Source organism: Flavobacterium sp. MEB061, from assembly GCF_000834715.1.
Classification (GTDB): Bacteria; Bacteroidota; Bacteroidia; order Flavobacteriales; family Flavobacteriaceae; genus Flavobacterium; species Flavobacterium pectinovorum.
Genome location: NZ_JXQR01000014.1, coordinates 198,390 through 214,822 on the forward strand (window position 1 = coordinate 198,390; position 16,433 = coordinate 214,822).

A 16,433-nucleotide genomic window follows, 5' to 3' on the forward strand; every position below is an offset into this window, starting at 1 on the left:
TATGAAGAAAATTATTGTTTTTGTTTTTCTATTTTTCATCATTTCGTGTTCAGATAAAAAAAATAAAATGGAAATAAAAAAAATACCTAACGTAGAAATTATCACAGGCTCAAAATCTAAAGTTGAGTACTTTGAAGTGTATGACCATGAATCACATTCAATCGAGGAAGCTATGCTAAAGATTAAAGATTTTTATAAAACAACTTTAAAAAATGATACAATTCAAAAGTATGAAGAGTATCGATGTTGTTTCTACACACATGCATCGAATGTAAATTATTCGTCTTTTATAGGAAACAATACATCAAATTTTGAAGAAGGAGGAATTCGTGATTGGGATAGTCCTTTATTTTATAATATGGATGAATATTTATTCGGAATGATATATCATGATAGTCAAAGTACAAATTATATTATATATAAAAATAACAAAATCGTTTTGGATGAAACAGAGAATAATAAAAAATGAGTAGGATAATTTAAGTGTTTTTCAATTTTATTTTTTATTTGTTATTAGTTAATTTCTTAACTCTAATCTTGTTTTATGAAAGATTGTTTGGCTGATGAATTGGAAGAAAGAAGTAAAACATTTTATTATTACAAAATTCTAAATTTTGAATATGCTTCTAATTTTTGACTTCCTGTTTAAAGTAATAGCAATAAGACCAGAATATGAAAAAGACATTAATAATAACAGGCGGAGTAATCGGATTTTTATATTCTTTAATAGGCCCTATAGTTAGTTATTCTGATACAGCACCTTTAGATGATGAAATAGGTTTTGAAATTGCTTCATGGAAAGTTTTTATTTTAGAATCTTTGTTATGTATAAGTATAGGACTATTAGTAGGATGGGTAATGTTTTTATTTTTAAAAAAGATTATAAAAAAGAAAATATAACATATAAGTTCACATAAAAAATGATTTTTGAAATAACACATAAAATAAACACAATAGTTAATGATAATGTAAAAGAAATTCAAACTTCTTTTAATGTTGAATTTCTTGCTTTAGAAAAAAAAACAAATTTTAATACATACGAAATTAGCAAGACAAAAGTTATTAATAAACCTGATCACGAAAATACCTATTTAACCTTTCTGGAAAATTTAGATCAGCTTACCTATCCGATTAAAATTCAGACAACAAGTCAGGGGGAATTTGTTAAGATGGTAGAATATAAAGAATGGCTTGAAAAATGGGAAGAAAATACAGCTATTCTAATGGAAGAATACGACGATAACAAAAATGCCAAAGACATATTAGAAAGATTTAATTTAAATGTATATGATGAACAAACTTTTACCCAAAATAAGTTTAAAGAACCCTTTTGGAATTTAATTTTTTTTAATCCTGAAGTTGATGAGGAGGGGCAATCCAATAGCACTGCAATTAATTGGAATATAAAATCTATCGGAAATTTAGAATGTACTGGAAAAACAAAATTTGTTATATCGGATTCCGGTGAATCTTTACTCTGTTTTGAATCGCAAGAAGCAGTAAATGAAGAATGTACGGAAATGATAAATTTTATAACAGGCAATAAATTCAATCATAACCAATATGCAACAAACGTAAAAGTAATTACAACGTTAGATAATTTTCATAGAAAAGCAAAACATAAAAGTGCAATTTTTGAAATTCAAAAAGGTAATTTATTTCATTATAAAGAAGAAACATTTTTAAATATAAAAAGAGAAATTAATTCTAAATAATATGGCAAAAGGAGAAATAATAGTAGAAGGGGCTAAATGCTTTTGCTCTAATTCTGTTGCTAATAATAGCAAGGCTACTGCAGTGCCCTTAGTAGTAAAAAGTCAGACTAAAAAATTAAAAGGGAACAAATATTTTGCTCAGGAAAAACCAATTGCTACCAACCTTGATGATAAAGCAGAAAACTTTAATAACGGAGAAGGTTTTGGTGATTGTTATCTTCCGGACAAAAGCAAAAAGCCAATGCCGTGCAAGGCAAAATGCAGCATCAAATACAAAGACTATTATAAAAATGCAGATTTTGACAAAAGTATGAAAATACTGCTGGATATATCTACAGGCACCTGCCCCGGCTATGGTACAGCTGGCAACATTGAATTTGCTACCACCGGACAAAAAAAAGCAGTAAATACAATTGATGTAAAAGAAGCAGATGCTTTTACCGTCGAAAACACATCTGCTCAGTGGGAAACCTCAGATCCAACCAAAGAAGATTCGGTTTCTGAAATCACCATTATTGCTCCGCTTGCAGAAAAACCAACAGGTAAATATTATTTTATAGAAAAAGCTAAAAACACAAATATTTGGCCTTTGACAATGCCAGTTGTAGAAGCGAAACTTCAATTGAAAGCAATCTATAAAGGAGATCCTACAAAAATAACATGGGCTTTGTTTAAAGGAGATGGGGTAAAAGATAAAGTAAAAACTTTTGTAGGCATTGGAGCTAACATTGCATTTACATTAGATAAACTTTTTAAAGATCAGGAAGAAGGTTTGTATAGAATTGAAGCTTATGCAAACAAAGCAGGATTTAAACAATGTGCAATACTTATCGAATACATAAAAGACCATGTTGAAGGAATTACTGCACCCGGTAAAACCCTGTTAAAAAACACACCAATTCCTTTAACTTTAAAATTTAAAGCAGCTTCCTTAGTAGAAAAACAAAAAATACTTAATTTATCAGCACCTGGTCCTGTCTATGAAACATCTCCAATTGCCAGTTGGAGGGTAACTCATAACAATACTGTAATTTACAATAGCCAGATTAGTAGTGAATCTAATCTAATTAAAGTAGAGACAAAAACGGGCGCACTCGGTATTTTTACCTTCAAAAATCCTGGAGAATACCAAATTGAAGCTTATACATCGCCCAATGATTCAAGCCCGATAAAAACAACCTTAAAGGTTTTAGAATCATTAGGTATCAATACGGTAAAAGGAACCTGTAACCAACTGTTGCGATATAATGAGAGCCTGAAAGTAGAAGTAAGCAAATTTAATGTAGAATTTTTGCCTGCCAACGCTACCAAAATGCAATGGTATTTGCAAAAAGACGGCATAAGATTAACAGCTTTTGAAAACGCTGCTATTTCAAAAGAAAAAAGTATCAATAAACCTATCAATCAAATTCTGTATAATGATGCCAGAGGAGGAAACAATTACTTTGGTAAATATGCGATAGAAGGGTATGGAAAACCGGCTAACCAACCTTTATTTAATGGATCTGACTGCTTTTTCTTTGAGGTAATAAGGAACTCCATAGACAAAGTTACTTTGCCAAAATCAATACCTAAAGGAGCAAAAGTAAAATTCGAAACGGCAGCCCGAATTATGCCGCTGATTGGTGATGAAAAAATAAATTTAGAACTGCCAAATGATGTGGTAAATAATAATGACGGAACAATTACTTTTAAGAGCGAAGGAGAGTTTGAAATAGCGGCCTATCTTACAGGGGAACAAACTATTGACACAAAAGCAACAACAAAAATAAAAGTAGCTACCCCAGAATTAAAACGTGCCTTATGGGCTTACGGTACAGGTTATAAACGTACCGAAACAGGCTATAAAGAAGAAACACATGCCTTTGTAGAAATTGCAGGATTAGAAAATCAATCCATCACCATAAAAGTTTGGGTAAGAGGCGCAAGGGAATCTTTTTATTTGGAACCGGCAACATACATGCTCGAAGAAAAAAAGATAACTCTTAATGACAAAGGTATTGGTTCGTTTAAAATTACTACCGATGACAAGTATAAAGAAAAAATAAAAAAAGCGCTACCTGCAACAACCGAAGTACCAAACCCCAATATAAGTTTGGTTTTTACAGTAGAAATACCTGCAGGAAGCCAAGGAGCAATGACCTTGCCAGACGATATGGCTATAAAAAACGGCAAGCCGGTAGTGGGAACAAAATTTATAGAAGTATTAGACAGTAACGAAGAACTTGCAGTAACCAGTGAAAAAAAAATAAAGTCAATATTTTTTGCTAAAGAAGACGGTAAAGGTGTACAGCAAACCCTTACACATCAAGCTAAAACCCACAAAATATGGGTGCATACTGTCAATATGCAGGAAGAAGAATTAAGAGTGAATGTTATGAGTCTGGTACATTCTGATTGTATGGAAGAAAAAAGTGGCATCATAACAGTATTACAAAGCATCCAGGAATATAAAGAAAAAGTGGGTAGTGACGGCTTATTAGAACTTCCTTTTACAGCCGAAGAAAAATACCTGACAGATGCAGAAACCAACCCTGTACGTTTTAGTATACAAGTAAGCCGAAAAGTAAAAGATCCAAACGATGACAAAAAAGAGGTCTATCTTTTTGTTGATGATCAATTGGCTAACATGCCTTACCCCAACGCAAGCTTAGTAAGAAGTCCAGATATGAAAACCGTAGGTATAAAAGCTAAGAAACAAGACAATAGCTCTTTTAGTAAAGAAGAAAAAATAGCATTGAGAAAACAGCTCATCTGTTTTAAAAACACAGCTTTGATTGTAGAAAAAAGTATTTTGACTGAGGAGGCTATTGAAAATTGTACAGTTCCTGTAATAGTAGATTTAGAAATGGCGGAGGTTCAAACAAGCAAACTTTGTGCTTGTAAAGAGAATAATTTTTATTGGAGTTCCAGAATTACTTGCGATGAAAGAAAAAAAGTTTTAGAAGTATGTGCAGAACTATGGGGAGAAAGTAAAAAAGTTGAAAAAGCAAGTGAATTAATGTCTATCTTTCATCTTGAGACTGGTGATACATTTTCTCCATCAAAAGAAAACGGTAAGGGATTTGTGGGGCTTATTCAATTTAGTGAAAGTGCTGCAAATTCAGTAGATACCACGTATGCCAAATTAAAAGGTATGACTTTTATAGAGCAGCTTGATTATGTTAAAAAATATTTAAAAAAGAACATTGACAGACTAACTACAATTACCGATTTTTATCTGCAGGTAATAAAACCTAATGCAGTAGGACATGGAAGTGAACCTGATTATATTGTTTTTGACGAAAGCATAAGCGTCCCGGATAATGGGATTGAATCAGACCTGGAAAAAAGAAATAAAAATATCCAACGAGAACCTTGGGTTACAAAATATGGCTATGCTCCAAATCATATTTTTATGAAAGAGAATGGTGAATATCAAAATAAAAGACAAGCATGGCATTACACTAAGCAGGTAAATGTAGAACGCCGAGGTTTTGCAAATGGAAAAACAACAATTAAAGAAATTAAACAAGTGGTAATGCAGGATCACTACGAACCTGGAAAAAATAGTATGTTTTTGGGCAGCTGCAATGAAAGCGGGGAGTTAATATTAGGAAGTATAATGTTTAATTATGTAAAAGTAGCTGGAAGTTTTATTGGAACAAAAGAATTTTCAACTGGAAGTAACCCGTTGATTACTAAATTTTTCAATGATATTGGATATTTTACATATAAAGATAAAGAAGGAAATTCTCATGACTATAATGAAGCTACATCTTGGTGCGCTGCTTTCCAAAACTATTGTTTAAAAAATGGAAACCCAGAAATTCCTAGAAAAAATGCTTTAAACGCAACCTCTTTTTCTTATTCTGGATATGAAGAAGTCGAAACGCCATTTTATGGGTCTTTTATGGTAAGAAGTGATGATAATGTTTTTTACAAGGCCGCATCATCTGGGCACGTTGCTATTGTCGTAGGGATAGTAAATGGTTCGTTTGCACAATTAGGAGGCAATCAGGCTGTTCCAGGTGAAGATTCAGGAACAATAGTAAATGTCGTTTTACGAAATAGAGCAAATAATGTGAAATATTTTCATCCCCCAGGCGTTCCCAAAATAGAACTTGGGGAACCTCTATTTACACCTTCAGAGAAAACAGCTAGCATAGATACAGGTAATATGACAAAATAATATATATGAAAAAATTAGTTGTAATAATAATAATTTGTGTTTTTAATAATGGATGTTCTCAAGTTACAAATAATAATAAGGGAACTAATAATAATAATAATTTAGATAAAAAGATTACGATGAAAAATGTATTAATCTCTCAACTGAAAGACGGCGAAAGTTCTTCTTTAGGTGATGAATTTGAATCTCATAAGTATACTGAAAAAGATTTGGAAGCAACAATTCCTCTTATAAAGCAAGAATTAAAAAATAACAATTTTAAATTTTTAGAATTAACTCAATTTAATACCCGTATTAATAATATTTTTAATCGTATAATAGATCCTAACTCATCCAATTTATTTTTGTATGTGAATTTTTACGATAAGTGTGATAAGAATCCAATGTTTTCATTGTCAGTAATTTATTCAGGCACTTTTATTATAAAAAAAGAAAGTTTCATAACAGATTTATATGCTATACCTGAATTAGTTAACTATCAGAATGATTTTCCCGAATTAATAGAAATTGAGAATCAAAAAATAATAAAAAAGGAGCCTGATTTAGGAAATGAAATTGAAATTCCTCATTGGAAAGACATACCTAATTTAAAAGAACGACGTAAAAGAAACGCTCAAACCATTGTTGCTCGAAATTTGTATTTATTCAATGATAGTCAAGCGCATTTTAAATGGTTAATATTAAATGATAACATCTTTATGAGAAGCCTCGTAACTACTTTTGGTTATTATGATGATAAAGAATTAGTAAAATGGGTAGTTGATAAAACAGAATTTACTAATCAAAATATAGATGAAGTAAATAAAATAATTTACAATAAAAAATGCGATGGAAAAATAGTTTTCGACCAACAGTTGCTAAATATACTAGGTGAAGATGATGCAAAAGCAACCCAATTTTGTGAGTTTGTAAGATATGATTATATAGATTGGTTATTAAGTGATAGAAGTAAGACAGAACTCACTTTTTCACAAAAAGCCGAGATAATAGCCCGAATACATAGTTTTATTTATAGCCACGCTAAAGAGTATAGAACGGTAGATTTTATGGGGAAATTTGCAGAATATAACGATTCAGATAACAAGTACAGTAAAGAGTTTAAACTTAAAAATTATTATAATATTCCAGAGTTTGAAAAGCAATGGAAACAGGCAAAAATAGATGGTGATGGTATTTCTTTACCTGGTGAGGAGTAATTTAAATGTGTAGGCATAAGCTTCTGGTTTCTGTTTGATTTAAGTAAAAACACAAAATCCCGTAAAGTGCGGGATTTTGTGTTTTTTACAGCGTTCAAGTCATATGATGCTAATGAGGAAATTGGATTAGGAGAAATCAAAACATATTGGACATTGAACCAAAAAAAAAGCTCCAGATTTCTCTGAAGCTTTTGTCTTAGTAGCGGGAACAGGACTCGAACCTGTGACCTTCGGGTTATGAGCCCGACGAGCTGCCTACTGCTCTATCCCGCGATGTTTCGGGTGCAAAGATAAGCAGTATATACGGTTATCCAAAGAAAAATTGAAAATATTTTTTTAAGTGCTATTAAATTTAATAACTTGTTAACAAACAAGTGTTTGTGTGTTTTTAAAAGTGATTTAAGAGACAGAGTCAATTTTGTAATTTAGTAATTCTTGGTATGGATTGTCTTTTAAGCCTAATAAAAAACCAAAAGCAGGTTCGGTTTTGTAACCTTTTTGTTTGAGTTTAATAATTTCTAATCTAAATTTTTCACCTTTAGACTGCAAAATCTCATGTTCTATAATCATATGTTTATAACCGTTTTGATTTTTGGTGGGAATATTTTGTCCAAAGATTTCAATTTCAAAACGCTCTATTTTAAAATTTGCGATGACTGTTTCTTGATTGTCAATTATTGTTTCTTTAATTGTGAATTCATTTTTATTTCCAAAAAAAGACTTAAGTTTTTCAATAAAGTATTCCTTGTTTTTACAATAACGAATAATATCGAGATCACTGTTTTCAATATCAATATTTATCGGAATGGTTCCAACTAAAATGGGGTCAAATTCGGTAATGTTTGCTAAGACTTCGTATTCTGTCAGTATTTTATAAGCCAGAACCTGTTTTTGATTTCCATTCTTTAAATATCCTATCTTAGTAAAGTCTGTCATTATTTACTATAATTTTTTTCTTCTTTAATTTCCTGTTCTATCCTTTTATTAATGTTGATTTTAGCATTGGTGAAAACAAAAATTGTGGTTTTGTATTCACGGGCGTTTGGATTAGTAATTTCGCCTGTAATTTTTGAATTTTCAAAATAAGGACTTGTTTCTTTAAATTCGTTATTGTTTTCCTCAAATTCCTTAATCCGGATTAGGTTTTTATATTGTACATCAAGATTAAACCAGTTTACATAATCAGCGTTGAAAGAAACAGCTTTAATTCTCTTTTTTGTGTAATAATTAATGGCACCGGCCTGGCCATAATTGTCACAAAGCACAAGGGTTTTCTGGGGATTTTGAAGTTTTGCATAAATAGAATCTGTTTTACGGGCAAGTTCTTTCCAGCCTAACATATCGGCAAAATCTTGTGGCAATTTATGATCTTTTCCATCTTCCCAACGAAGCATTCCCAGTTTTTTATATTTCTCGGGATGTCCAACTATATATTCCGGACTTTTATTTGGAAAAGCTAAATTGTACATCGGAATAAACAACAGTAACGGAATAAGGATAAATACGAGCTGTAAATAACGTTTCCAGCCTGTTTTTAGAATTTCGGAAAGAAAAACAGATCCAAAGGCAATATAAATTGGATACAAACCAATTGCATAATAAGCTTTTGCCTTAAAGTATAAAAAGACTGCCAGTGTGAAAATAATTGATGCAAAGAAAAATTTATATTTTTTAAAAGGGTTGAAAAATAACAAAGAATATAACGATGAAAAAATCACTAATAGTGAACCAATAAAAAATAATAATTGTTCTTTAAGAAACCCTAAACGATCTACATTGACCAATTGTGTTTCGGCCAATTCTTTCATATGATGCACAATAGGAAAATGATTGTTGTATTGCCATAAAAGATTTGGCAGAATTAATAGCAATCCTAAAATCAAGGCTGAATAAAGCTTTTTTTCAGTCAATATTTTTCTTTGTTCAGAAAGTAATAGTGCCGGGAAAAGACCAATAAGCAGAAAAAGAATGTTGTATTTATTTAAAAAACCAAAAGCAAAAACGACAGCACCAATATAAAACCATTTTTTTTCCTCGGTTGTGACATATTGAATAACAACATAATAAAAAGCTGTCCAACACAAAACATCTAGTGAATTGGGTTGATAAAGCATATTAATTCGCAATAATGATGAAAACACAATACAAGTTGCGCCTAAAAGTAAAGCGTATAAATTTCCTTTAAGAACTTCAATAGTTTTCCAGACGACTATGAGTGTTAAAACTCCAAAAAAGGCAGGGAAGAATTTGACCCAAAAAACAGAATTTCCAAGCAAAAAAATAAGATATGAAAACCAGGAAGTTACTGGTGGAACCGACAAATAACCCCAGGCTAAATGATGTGCCTGATCGAGATGTAGGTATTCGTCACGCTGCAAATCATATTCAGGGCTTAGTAATAGATATTGTAAAGCAAATTTTAAAATTATAAATCCGATTAAAATTATGGTTTTTTTGGTCATTGAGCGTTTGGTTTTTATGACTAAAGTTTTTGGTTTTAATTTCTTTAGCTAATATATAATTTATTTTAAACCGAAACTAAAACCAGAATTTTACACGAATAAACCAAACAAATTAGATGCTTTGTAATTGTACTAAATGTAGTTTTACATCATTTTTCCTTCTTTCGCATATTCTTTTTTAATTCCCTGAAGCAAGTGATCAAGGTTGATACTTTCGTTCTCATCTTCTAATGTTCTCAAACAGGCATATTGAATGATATTGACAATATTAGCGCCAGTAATGTCGTATTTTTTTGAAATTTCACTAAGATTTACATCTTCAGCAATTCTAATTCCTTTTGGTAAATTATTCTCCCAAAGTTTTAAGCGTTCGCTATAAGAAGGTACTTCAAACTCAATAATAGATTGAAATCGTCGGGTGAAAGCTGTATCAATATTTGTTTTAAAATTAGAAGCCAAAATTACCAATCCGGGATGATTTTCAATACGCTGCAGCAAATACGAAACTTCCTGGTTAGCGTATTTATCGTGCGCATCCCTAACATTTGTTCTTTTTCCGAAAACGGCGTCGGCTTCATCAAAAAAGAGAATCCATTCTTTATCAGCGGCTTTGTCAAAAAGAGAAGAAAGATTTTTTTCGGTTTCACCAATGTATTTTGAAATCACCGTAGATAAATCAATTCGGTATACATCTCTTTTGGTGTATTTTCCAAGTAGGGAAGCCGTAAGTGTTTTTCCGGTTCCCGGCGCACCGTGAAACATGACTCTGAAACCTGGTTTTATCTTGGCTTTCATATCCCATTCGTGAAGTAAAATTTCGTTGAATTTGAGCCAGGTTTCTATTTCCTTAATTTGGTTTAAAGTGGAGGAGTTAAGTACCAGATCTTCCCATTCTAATTGGGTTTCGATTAATTGGGCAGGAAAAATGCTGCTAAGCTGAGGTTTTAAAATTTTTCCGGTTATGAATTTTTCGATGTATTCGTCTTCTAAAACCAGCAAGCCGCTTAGTTTGGGTTCACCATATGGCACAGTTTCTATTTTGATAATTCTTTTTTGATATAAAAATGACTGATTGTGTAAGTAATTGTAGAACGAAATCCGGCCATCTAAATCATTTCCTGCAATTAAAAATTGTGCTGTTTCTCCGGTTGGCAGGATTCCTCGGTGATTTTTCGTTTTTATACCGCCAAACTCGGGCAATTCGCCGCCGTTAGGTAAATACTCGGCAATAATCGAACTTAAAAAATCGGGTTTAATATGCGGAATAAGTGCCAAAACCAGTAAAAGAATATCCGTTTCATTCAGGTTATTTTCGATAATAAATTCGCTGATAAATCCATCAGAATCCTGTTGTGTTAAAACGGGTTTTTCCGTAGGACTTTCGGCCTGAAAAAGTTGGTCAAGCTGAAATACGAATTGGTTTTTTAAGTGGGTGATTACGTTTTCCATCTTTTTATACTGTAGTGATTCAATTGAAAATAAAATTTAGTTGTAGAGTTTTTTTTGGATTATTTCATCTCTAACTTCCTGATTTTTAGTTTATATTCTATTTGTTTATATTTTTTAATATTAAGTCCACCTTGTTTTTGAATTTAGGATCAAGACCTATTTCCGAAAGAACTTTTTTATATTTATCGATATAAGGTTTCTTCATCGATGGACTTTTTTTAATTAATAGATTTAAAAGTTTTTCATTATTCAACATTCTAAATAAAATAGTTTCAATCCATTCTTTACCATTTTCTGAAAGTTGAAGAAAAGACTTGAAGAATGCATCAACTTGAAGTTCATGATTTAATGACTCGACATAATGAAGTAATCCCCACAATGATTCGTCAAATTTTGCATCATCATGAAATAAAAGAAATAGGTGTTCTAATAATTCTGGATGTTTTATTTGCGAAAGTTCAGAGAGAGCTTTTTCAAATTCCTGAACTTGTTCTGTTGTTTGTAACGCTTTATTTTCTTCTAATTTTTTTATAAGCTTATCCATAATTATTATTATTTATTAAAAATTGTTGGGTGCGACGAAAAATTTAAATTTCTTACTTGTTGTAGAGCATTTTGAATTTCCGGAGTATAAAGTTTGTCTTCCCTGTAAATACCCCTTAAATCTGCAATATCTCGATCTAAAGCCTGTTTTGGTGTTTCTGATAAATCGGCTCCTCTTCCATAACTTCTTGTTCTTCTGTGTCGGCCTCCTGTAGAAGGTTGTTCAACCATTATTGCTATTCCATCATTTCTACTAACACCTTTAGTTATCATATAACTATCTGCCGGAATATGGTGTGGTGTAAGATTATCTCCACTTGAACCTGAACGTTTTAACGAGCCAAAACTTCCGACGGAACCTTCACCAGGCAATAATTTTTTCTTAGGAGCTTTTTTAATTGCTCTTTGAATATAATTATAATCCCAGGTATCGCCGCCATCAGTTACCGAAGAAATATTTATGACTGATGCCTGATCTGTATTAACCTTATTTTTAATTGTCTCTGCTTCTTCAGGAGTAACAATTCCTTCATCGCTTTCTTTTTCTGTTTCACTATCAATTTCAGCCAAAGCACCTGCAATAGGTCCCGATGGAGTTGCAGCTTCAGGCTCACCTCTTCCCATAACTCGATCCAGCATGTTCATTCCCGTATCAACAGCTTTATTCACCAGCCACGTAAGCGCTTCATCAACCATTTGCTGTACAGAAATAATCATTTCGCTAATTCTTGCTCCAATTCCTGTTAATCCAACCTGATTGGCAAGGAAACCTATCACGACTGGCATGGCTTGCCCCATGGTTCTTTCCAGATAATTGGCTGCTGTTGTTACATTGCCTTTGGCTAAATCTGCGACACCGTTGACAAAAGAGTTAACGACTTCCAGCATTTCACGCAGGTATTTTATAAAACTTTGTATGGCGTTGAAGAAAGCTATTGCCCCATTTATAATTGCCATGATTCCGGTTGGGTCTAACATGCTTAAAAGCTTCGCTGTTATGCGGTTTACGATGCGTTCCATCACAAAGTTTTTTACAGCGTCGAGAACGGTATTCCATAAATTACTGAGCTGTTCCTGAATTTTATCCCAAATAGCAGCCATTCCTCTTTCGTGAACATCTTTAATGAATGTCCAAATGCCTTCTAGCGTATTAATCATGCTTCTAATTCTGGCAACTCTTGCAGGTCCTATACGAGGATGTGCCGCAAGTTTTTCCCAGATTTTTTCCATTGAGATATTCAATACTTCCATTACCCAGGTAATAACACCTTTTAAAGTAAAATCAGTAAGTACAGGAATATTGGCATCTTTTAATTCGCTCATCAGCCATCCCGTTACACCATTGATTAAATGGGTAACAATATTGTCGAAGAACTGAATGAATCCTTGTTTCAGGGCTTTAAGGATATTTTTTAAGAAACCAATTGGGTCTTTTTTAATATCATCAATTGCTTCTAAAGCTCTGGTAATGATGTTTCCTATAAGATCAAATGGGAAATTCATGATTTGAAGAATCGCCATAATCACAATCCTGATAATTTCTGCCACAAAAGCAATCAGTCTGCCGATTGGTTCTCCGAATTTGTCGATAATTCTAATGAAAGCATCAAGAGGATTAATAAGATCGTTGATGGTAAACGAATTCCAAAGATCTGTAAAGAGTTGAATAATTGAAGCAGGCGTCATGTTTAGAGTAGCAACAGCCGCTTCAATTTCGCCGGCAATTCTGGCTATTGCACCAGATTCAACCATTTGGGCGTATTGTTCTTCGCCGCCTTCCATCAAACTCATAAAACCTCTAATGAGATTTGGAACCGATCTTTCGACAGTTTCATTGGTAAATGGATCACGCCCTATAATTACTTTTATCAAAGAATAACCTCTTACGGTTGCGGCTTGTGAAGACAGCCATCCTAACAATGAGTCTTTAACAAGTTCTAATACTTTGAGCGCCACGCCAGAGGCAAAATCCCAAACACGTTGCAGGAACCCGCCCGCCTGAGCTGCAAGTGCTGTAAGATTATCAGCAATATTCATTAGGTTAGAAGGCTGAATAGCATCCCATGCGGAAGTTATAAGTCCGCGAAGCTCGCCTAATAACGAATTGAAAGTTCCAACCTGAGTGTCAAGCCAGTCGGCAGTTTTTTGCAGCGTGCCTTTCTCGCGCATTTGCTCAAGCTCTGTTTGCTTGTCTATCAGTATTAAGAAATCTTCTAATATTTCTACTGTTGTTGCATTGACTGCTTCATCGCGTAATGGATCGTATTTGATTATTTTTTTGATTAATGACCAGGCTTTGTTTTCAGCCAGTAGAGGTTCAGCAACACCAATCAAGGCTTCTTTGATCCAGGTAATTACCTGATCGACAAGCGAAGTTGCGAAAGTAGTTACCCGATGTACTAATTCATTAAATTTAGTTCTGGCAACATCTATGAAAGTTGTAACTGAAGATTCGTCCCAAGCATCTTTAACGAGTTTGAGTAACGCGTCCATACTGAGGCCCAATTCACTCAAACGATTGTTGACCCAATCAAAAACACGATCAATAATGCCATATTCCTGCAATTTATCAAATATGGCTGTCCCAAAGGGAATCAATCCCATAAATCCTTCAATAAGATTGATGGCATTTCTATCGACATTTACATCATTCAAGGGATCATAACCTGCTACAACTGTAAGCAGTGTATAACCCGGAATATGTCTGACGTTGTCTTTTATAAAACCGGGAATCGCAAAGGACAATAGCGAACCCTGAATCATTTCGGGAGCAGGGGATATTTCTTGTGGTTTTTTGCGAATAGTAGCGCCTTGCTGAACGGTATGTGTTAATTCGTGTGCCAGTAAATGCTTGCCTTCCTGCGAATTGGGATTGTATTTTCCTTCGTTAAAATAAATATTGTTTCCGGTTGCAAAAGCCTGTGCGCCCAATTGCTGATTCATTTGCACAGCAGTGGAGTCATTGTGTATACGCACATTACTGAAATCGGCTCCAATACCGGATTCCATTTCGGTTTTTATTTTTCCCGAAAGGGGAGAACCTCCGCCTTTACTACTGTTTAAAGTGCTTTCAATATTAGGACTGTCAGACGAACCTGATGCTGCGGCCGGACTCATCTGAAGTTCATTATCTTCTTCTTTTGCCTGGATTTCTTCTTCTCCTTTGGTTTGAATTTCCTCGTCGGCTTTCTTTTGTTGAACAAGGGGTTTTGGTTTTGGAGTTTTTTCGGCAGCTTTAGTGACTTCAGTTTTGTTTTGGACTGTTTCTTCTTTCTCTGTTTTTAACTGAACAACAGGAGTGATATTTTCTACTAATGATTTTTTCTGAACAGTATTTTCGTCCTTTTTCGGTTCATTTAATTTTTTTTGAACAGCAGGCGATGGACTAAAGAAAGATTCGGAAGTACTGTTTTGTTTTTTTGATACTACCTGGTCAGCAACATTATCAGCTTCAACTTCATATTTATCATTTGATTTTCCAATGTTGAGCTTTGCCTGAACACCAAAAAAATCGTCGCCCTGTCTTGAGTTAAAAGCAGATGGGCTGGAAGGATTTGATTTTGATTTTTGGCTAAATGCTGACATAGAAAAGCTTTTATAGTCTCGTTATGATGTTGTTATAGAAATGTTTCCGGTTAAACTGCAATGTGTTGGATCTCCGTTATAGCCTCCCAAGTAAATTTCGACATAATAGGTGCCGCTGCTTAAATCTGAAACCGAGGTACTTCCTCCTGATAATGAAATCGTTTCAGAATGCACATTACTATCAAACCAATAATCTGCACTTCGGTATATTTTAACTTCTATTGCATTGGCTATATCACTACATCTGGGCGGACCAACCCAACCCAAATTTGAACTCACTTGTATAGAACCACCACTGCCAACACTAAAGTTGTTTGATACACGTTTGTGTGTTGTCCATTGGTTTATATTCCATGGTATTGTGGCTAATTGCACAACATTGCTTTGTTTTTGAACATTTTTACTTCGATTTCCTTGCTGAACAGTATGTGTTAATTCATGCGCCAGTAAATGTTTTCCTTCTTTAGAATCAGGATTGTATTTTCCTTCGTTAAAATAAACATCATTTCCGTTGGTAAAAGCCTGTGCGCCTAGTTCCTGACTCATTTGAACGGCATTTGAATCGGTATGGATTTTTACGTTACTGAAATCGCTGCCAAAACCTGATTCCATTTCTCTTTTTGTTTTTTGGTCTAAAAGATTTCCGCTTCCTTTTGAACTTTCCAATTTTCCTTCCAATTCATTGTTCTGAATGTCACTTTCTGCATTTTCTGTTTTTTTCTGAACTGGTTTTTCCTCTTCTTTTTGATCTTTTTTCTGAACTTTATCTTCTTTTTCGCAATTGTCGCATTTCGCCTGAACGGGTTTTTCTTCGTCCTTTCCTTTCTTCTGAACGGGTTTTTCGTCTTCTTTTTTATCCGATTTTTTCTGAACGGGTTTTTCTTCGTCCTTCCCTTTTTTCTGAACAGGTTTTTCGTCTTCTTTTTTATCCGATTTTTTTTGAACGGGTTTTTCCTCGTCCTTTCCTTTTTTCTGAACTGGTTTTTCGTCCTCTTTTTTATCCGATTTTTTTTGAACGGGTTCTTTTTCTTCCTTCATATCTTTTGCCTGAACAGAAGAAATAGTTTCTGAAATGGGTTTTTGCTGAATTTCTTCTTTCGATTGCAAAAGTCCGCCGCCAGAAGAACGATTGTTTGTTACCTGATCTGCAACTCTATCGGCTTCTACTTCAAATTGATCACCTGCCGTTCCTGTTTTTAATTTTTTCTGAATTTTTGGTTCAAAAAAAGGAGAAGGCGAGTGCTTGTCCTGTTTTCTGTTTTCTAAAGATCTCATAGCTTCATTTTTTATAATTTAAAACAGATAATTATTT

11 protein-coding genes and 1 tRNA gene are annotated in these 16,433 nt (G+C 33.5%); 5 read left to right on the forward strand and 7 right to left on the reverse strand.

The features are described from left to right. Position 1: 1 nt before the first annotated feature. The 5 genes from RT99_RS06405 (at position 2) to RT99_RS06425 (ending at position 7,082) form a co-directional block, all read left to right on the forward strand. Positions 2-469 carry a hypothetical protein gene (locus tag RT99_RS06405; protein WP_042563900.1) on the forward strand — a complete coding sequence of 156 codons (468 nt, stop codon included), beginning with the start codon at positions 2-4 and terminating at the stop codon, positions 467-469. A 203-nt stretch (positions 470-672) separates the two neighbouring features. Next, positions 673-900 (forward strand): hypothetical protein, encoded by a 228-nt coding sequence (locus RT99_RS06410; RefSeq protein ID WP_042563901.1) that lies wholly within the window; start codon positions 673-675, stop codon positions 898-900. Positions 901-920: 20 nt separating this feature from the next. Then, on the forward strand, positions 921-1,715 hold the full coding sequence (locus RT99_RS06415; protein WP_042563902.1) for a hypothetical protein: 795 nt from the start codon (positions 921-923) through the stop codon (positions 1,713-1,715). Between the two features lies 1 nt (position 1,716). After that, a complete protein-coding gene (locus RT99_RS24625) occupies positions 1,717-5,886 on the forward strand; it encodes a PAAR-like protein (RefSeq protein ID WP_052483590.1) in 4,170 nt (1,389 codons plus the stop codon). A gap of 5 nt (positions 5,887-5,891) precedes the next feature. Further along, positions 5,892-7,082, forward strand: a complete 1,191-nt coding sequence (locus RT99_RS06425; protein ID WP_042563903.1) for a hypothetical protein — start codon at positions 5,892-5,894, stop codon at positions 7,080-7,082. A 200-nt stretch (positions 7,083-7,282) separates the two neighbouring features. On the opposite strand, the gene RT99_RS06430 is transcribed toward RT99_RS06425, so the two are convergent. The 7 genes from RT99_RS06430 to RT99_RS06460 all read right to left on the reverse strand — a co-directional run bounded on the left by RT99_RS06430 (position 7,283) and on the right by RT99_RS06460 (position 16,396). Continuing rightward, positions 7,283-7,355, reverse strand: a tRNA-Met gene (locus tag RT99_RS06430). Positions 7,356-7,481: 126 nt separating this feature from the next. Beyond that, positions 7,482-8,018 (reverse strand): DUF4269 domain-containing protein, encoded by a 537-nt coding sequence (locus tag RT99_RS06435; protein WP_042563904.1) that lies wholly within the window; start codon positions 8,016-8,018, stop codon positions 7,482-7,484. Further along, a complete protein-coding gene (locus RT99_RS06440; protein WP_042563905.1) occupies positions 8,018-9,544 on the reverse strand; it encodes a glycosyltransferase family 39 protein in 1,527 nt (508 codons plus the stop codon). The genes RT99_RS06435 and RT99_RS06440 overlap by 1 nt, the downstream gene beginning before the upstream one ends. A gap of 144 nt (positions 9,545-9,688) precedes the next feature. Next, positions 9,689-10,993, reverse strand: coding sequence for an ATP-binding protein (locus RT99_RS06445; RefSeq protein ID WP_042563906.1), 1,305 nt, complete (start codon positions 10,991-10,993; stop codon positions 9,689-9,691). Between the two features lie 97 nt (positions 10,994-11,090). Beyond that, a complete protein-coding gene (locus tag RT99_RS06450; RefSeq protein ID WP_042563907.1) occupies positions 11,091-11,537 on the reverse strand; it encodes an Imm30 family immunity protein in 447 nt (148 codons plus the stop codon). A gap of 8 nt (positions 11,538-11,545) precedes the next feature. Next, a complete protein-coding gene (locus RT99_RS06455; RefSeq protein ID WP_082036925.1) occupies positions 11,546-15,121 on the reverse strand; it encodes a DUF4157 domain-containing protein in 3,576 nt (1,191 codons plus the stop codon). Positions 15,122-15,142: 21 nt separating this feature from the next. Next, entirely contained in the window at positions 15,143-16,396 is a 1,254-nt protein-coding gene (locus tag RT99_RS06460) for a DUF4157 domain-containing protein (RefSeq protein ID WP_242607170.1), read from the reverse strand. Between the last annotated feature and the right edge of the window lie 37 nt (positions 16,397-16,433).

Bases quoted from the DNA above. Each gene is read 5' to 3' on its own strand.
- RT99_RS06405 (WP_042563900.1), top strand. From the start codon at position 2: ATGAAGAAAATTATTGTTTTTGTTTTTCTATTTTTCATCATTTCGTGT.
- RT99_RS06410 (WP_042563901.1), top strand. From the start codon at position 673: ATGAAAAAGACATTAATAATAACAGGCGGAGTAATCGGATTTTTATAT.
- RT99_RS06415 (WP_042563902.1), top strand. From the start codon at position 921: ATGATTTTTGAAATAACACATAAAATAAACACAATAGTTAATGATAAT.
- RT99_RS24625 (WP_052483590.1), top strand. From the start codon at position 1,717: ATGGCAAAAGGAGAAATAATAGTAGAAGGGGCTAAATGCTTTTGCTCT.
- RT99_RS06425 (WP_042563903.1), top strand. From the start codon at position 5,892: ATGAAAAAATTAGTTGTAATAATAATAATTTGTGTTTTTAATAATGGA.
- RT99_RS06435 (WP_042563904.1), bottom strand. From the start codon at position 8,018: ATGACAGACTTTACTAAGATAGGATATTTAAAGAATGGAAATCAAAAA.
- RT99_RS06440 (WP_042563905.1), bottom strand. From the start codon at position 9,544: ATGACCAAAAAAACCATAATTTTAATCGGATTTATAATTTTAAAATTT.
- RT99_RS06445 (WP_042563906.1), bottom strand. From the start codon at position 10,993: ATGGAAAACGTAATCACCCACTTAAAAAACCAATTCGTATTTCAGCTT.
- RT99_RS06450 (WP_042563907.1), bottom strand. From the start codon at position 11,537: ATGGATAAGCTTATAAAAAAATTAGAAGAAAATAAAGCGTTACAAACA.
- RT99_RS06455 (WP_082036925.1), bottom strand. From the start codon at position 15,121: ATGTCAGCATTTAGCCAAAAATCAAAATCAAATCCTTCCAGCCCATCT.
- RT99_RS06460 (WP_242607170.1), bottom strand. From the start codon at position 16,396: ATGAGATCTTTAGAAAACAGAAAACAGGACAAGCACTCGCCTTCTCCT.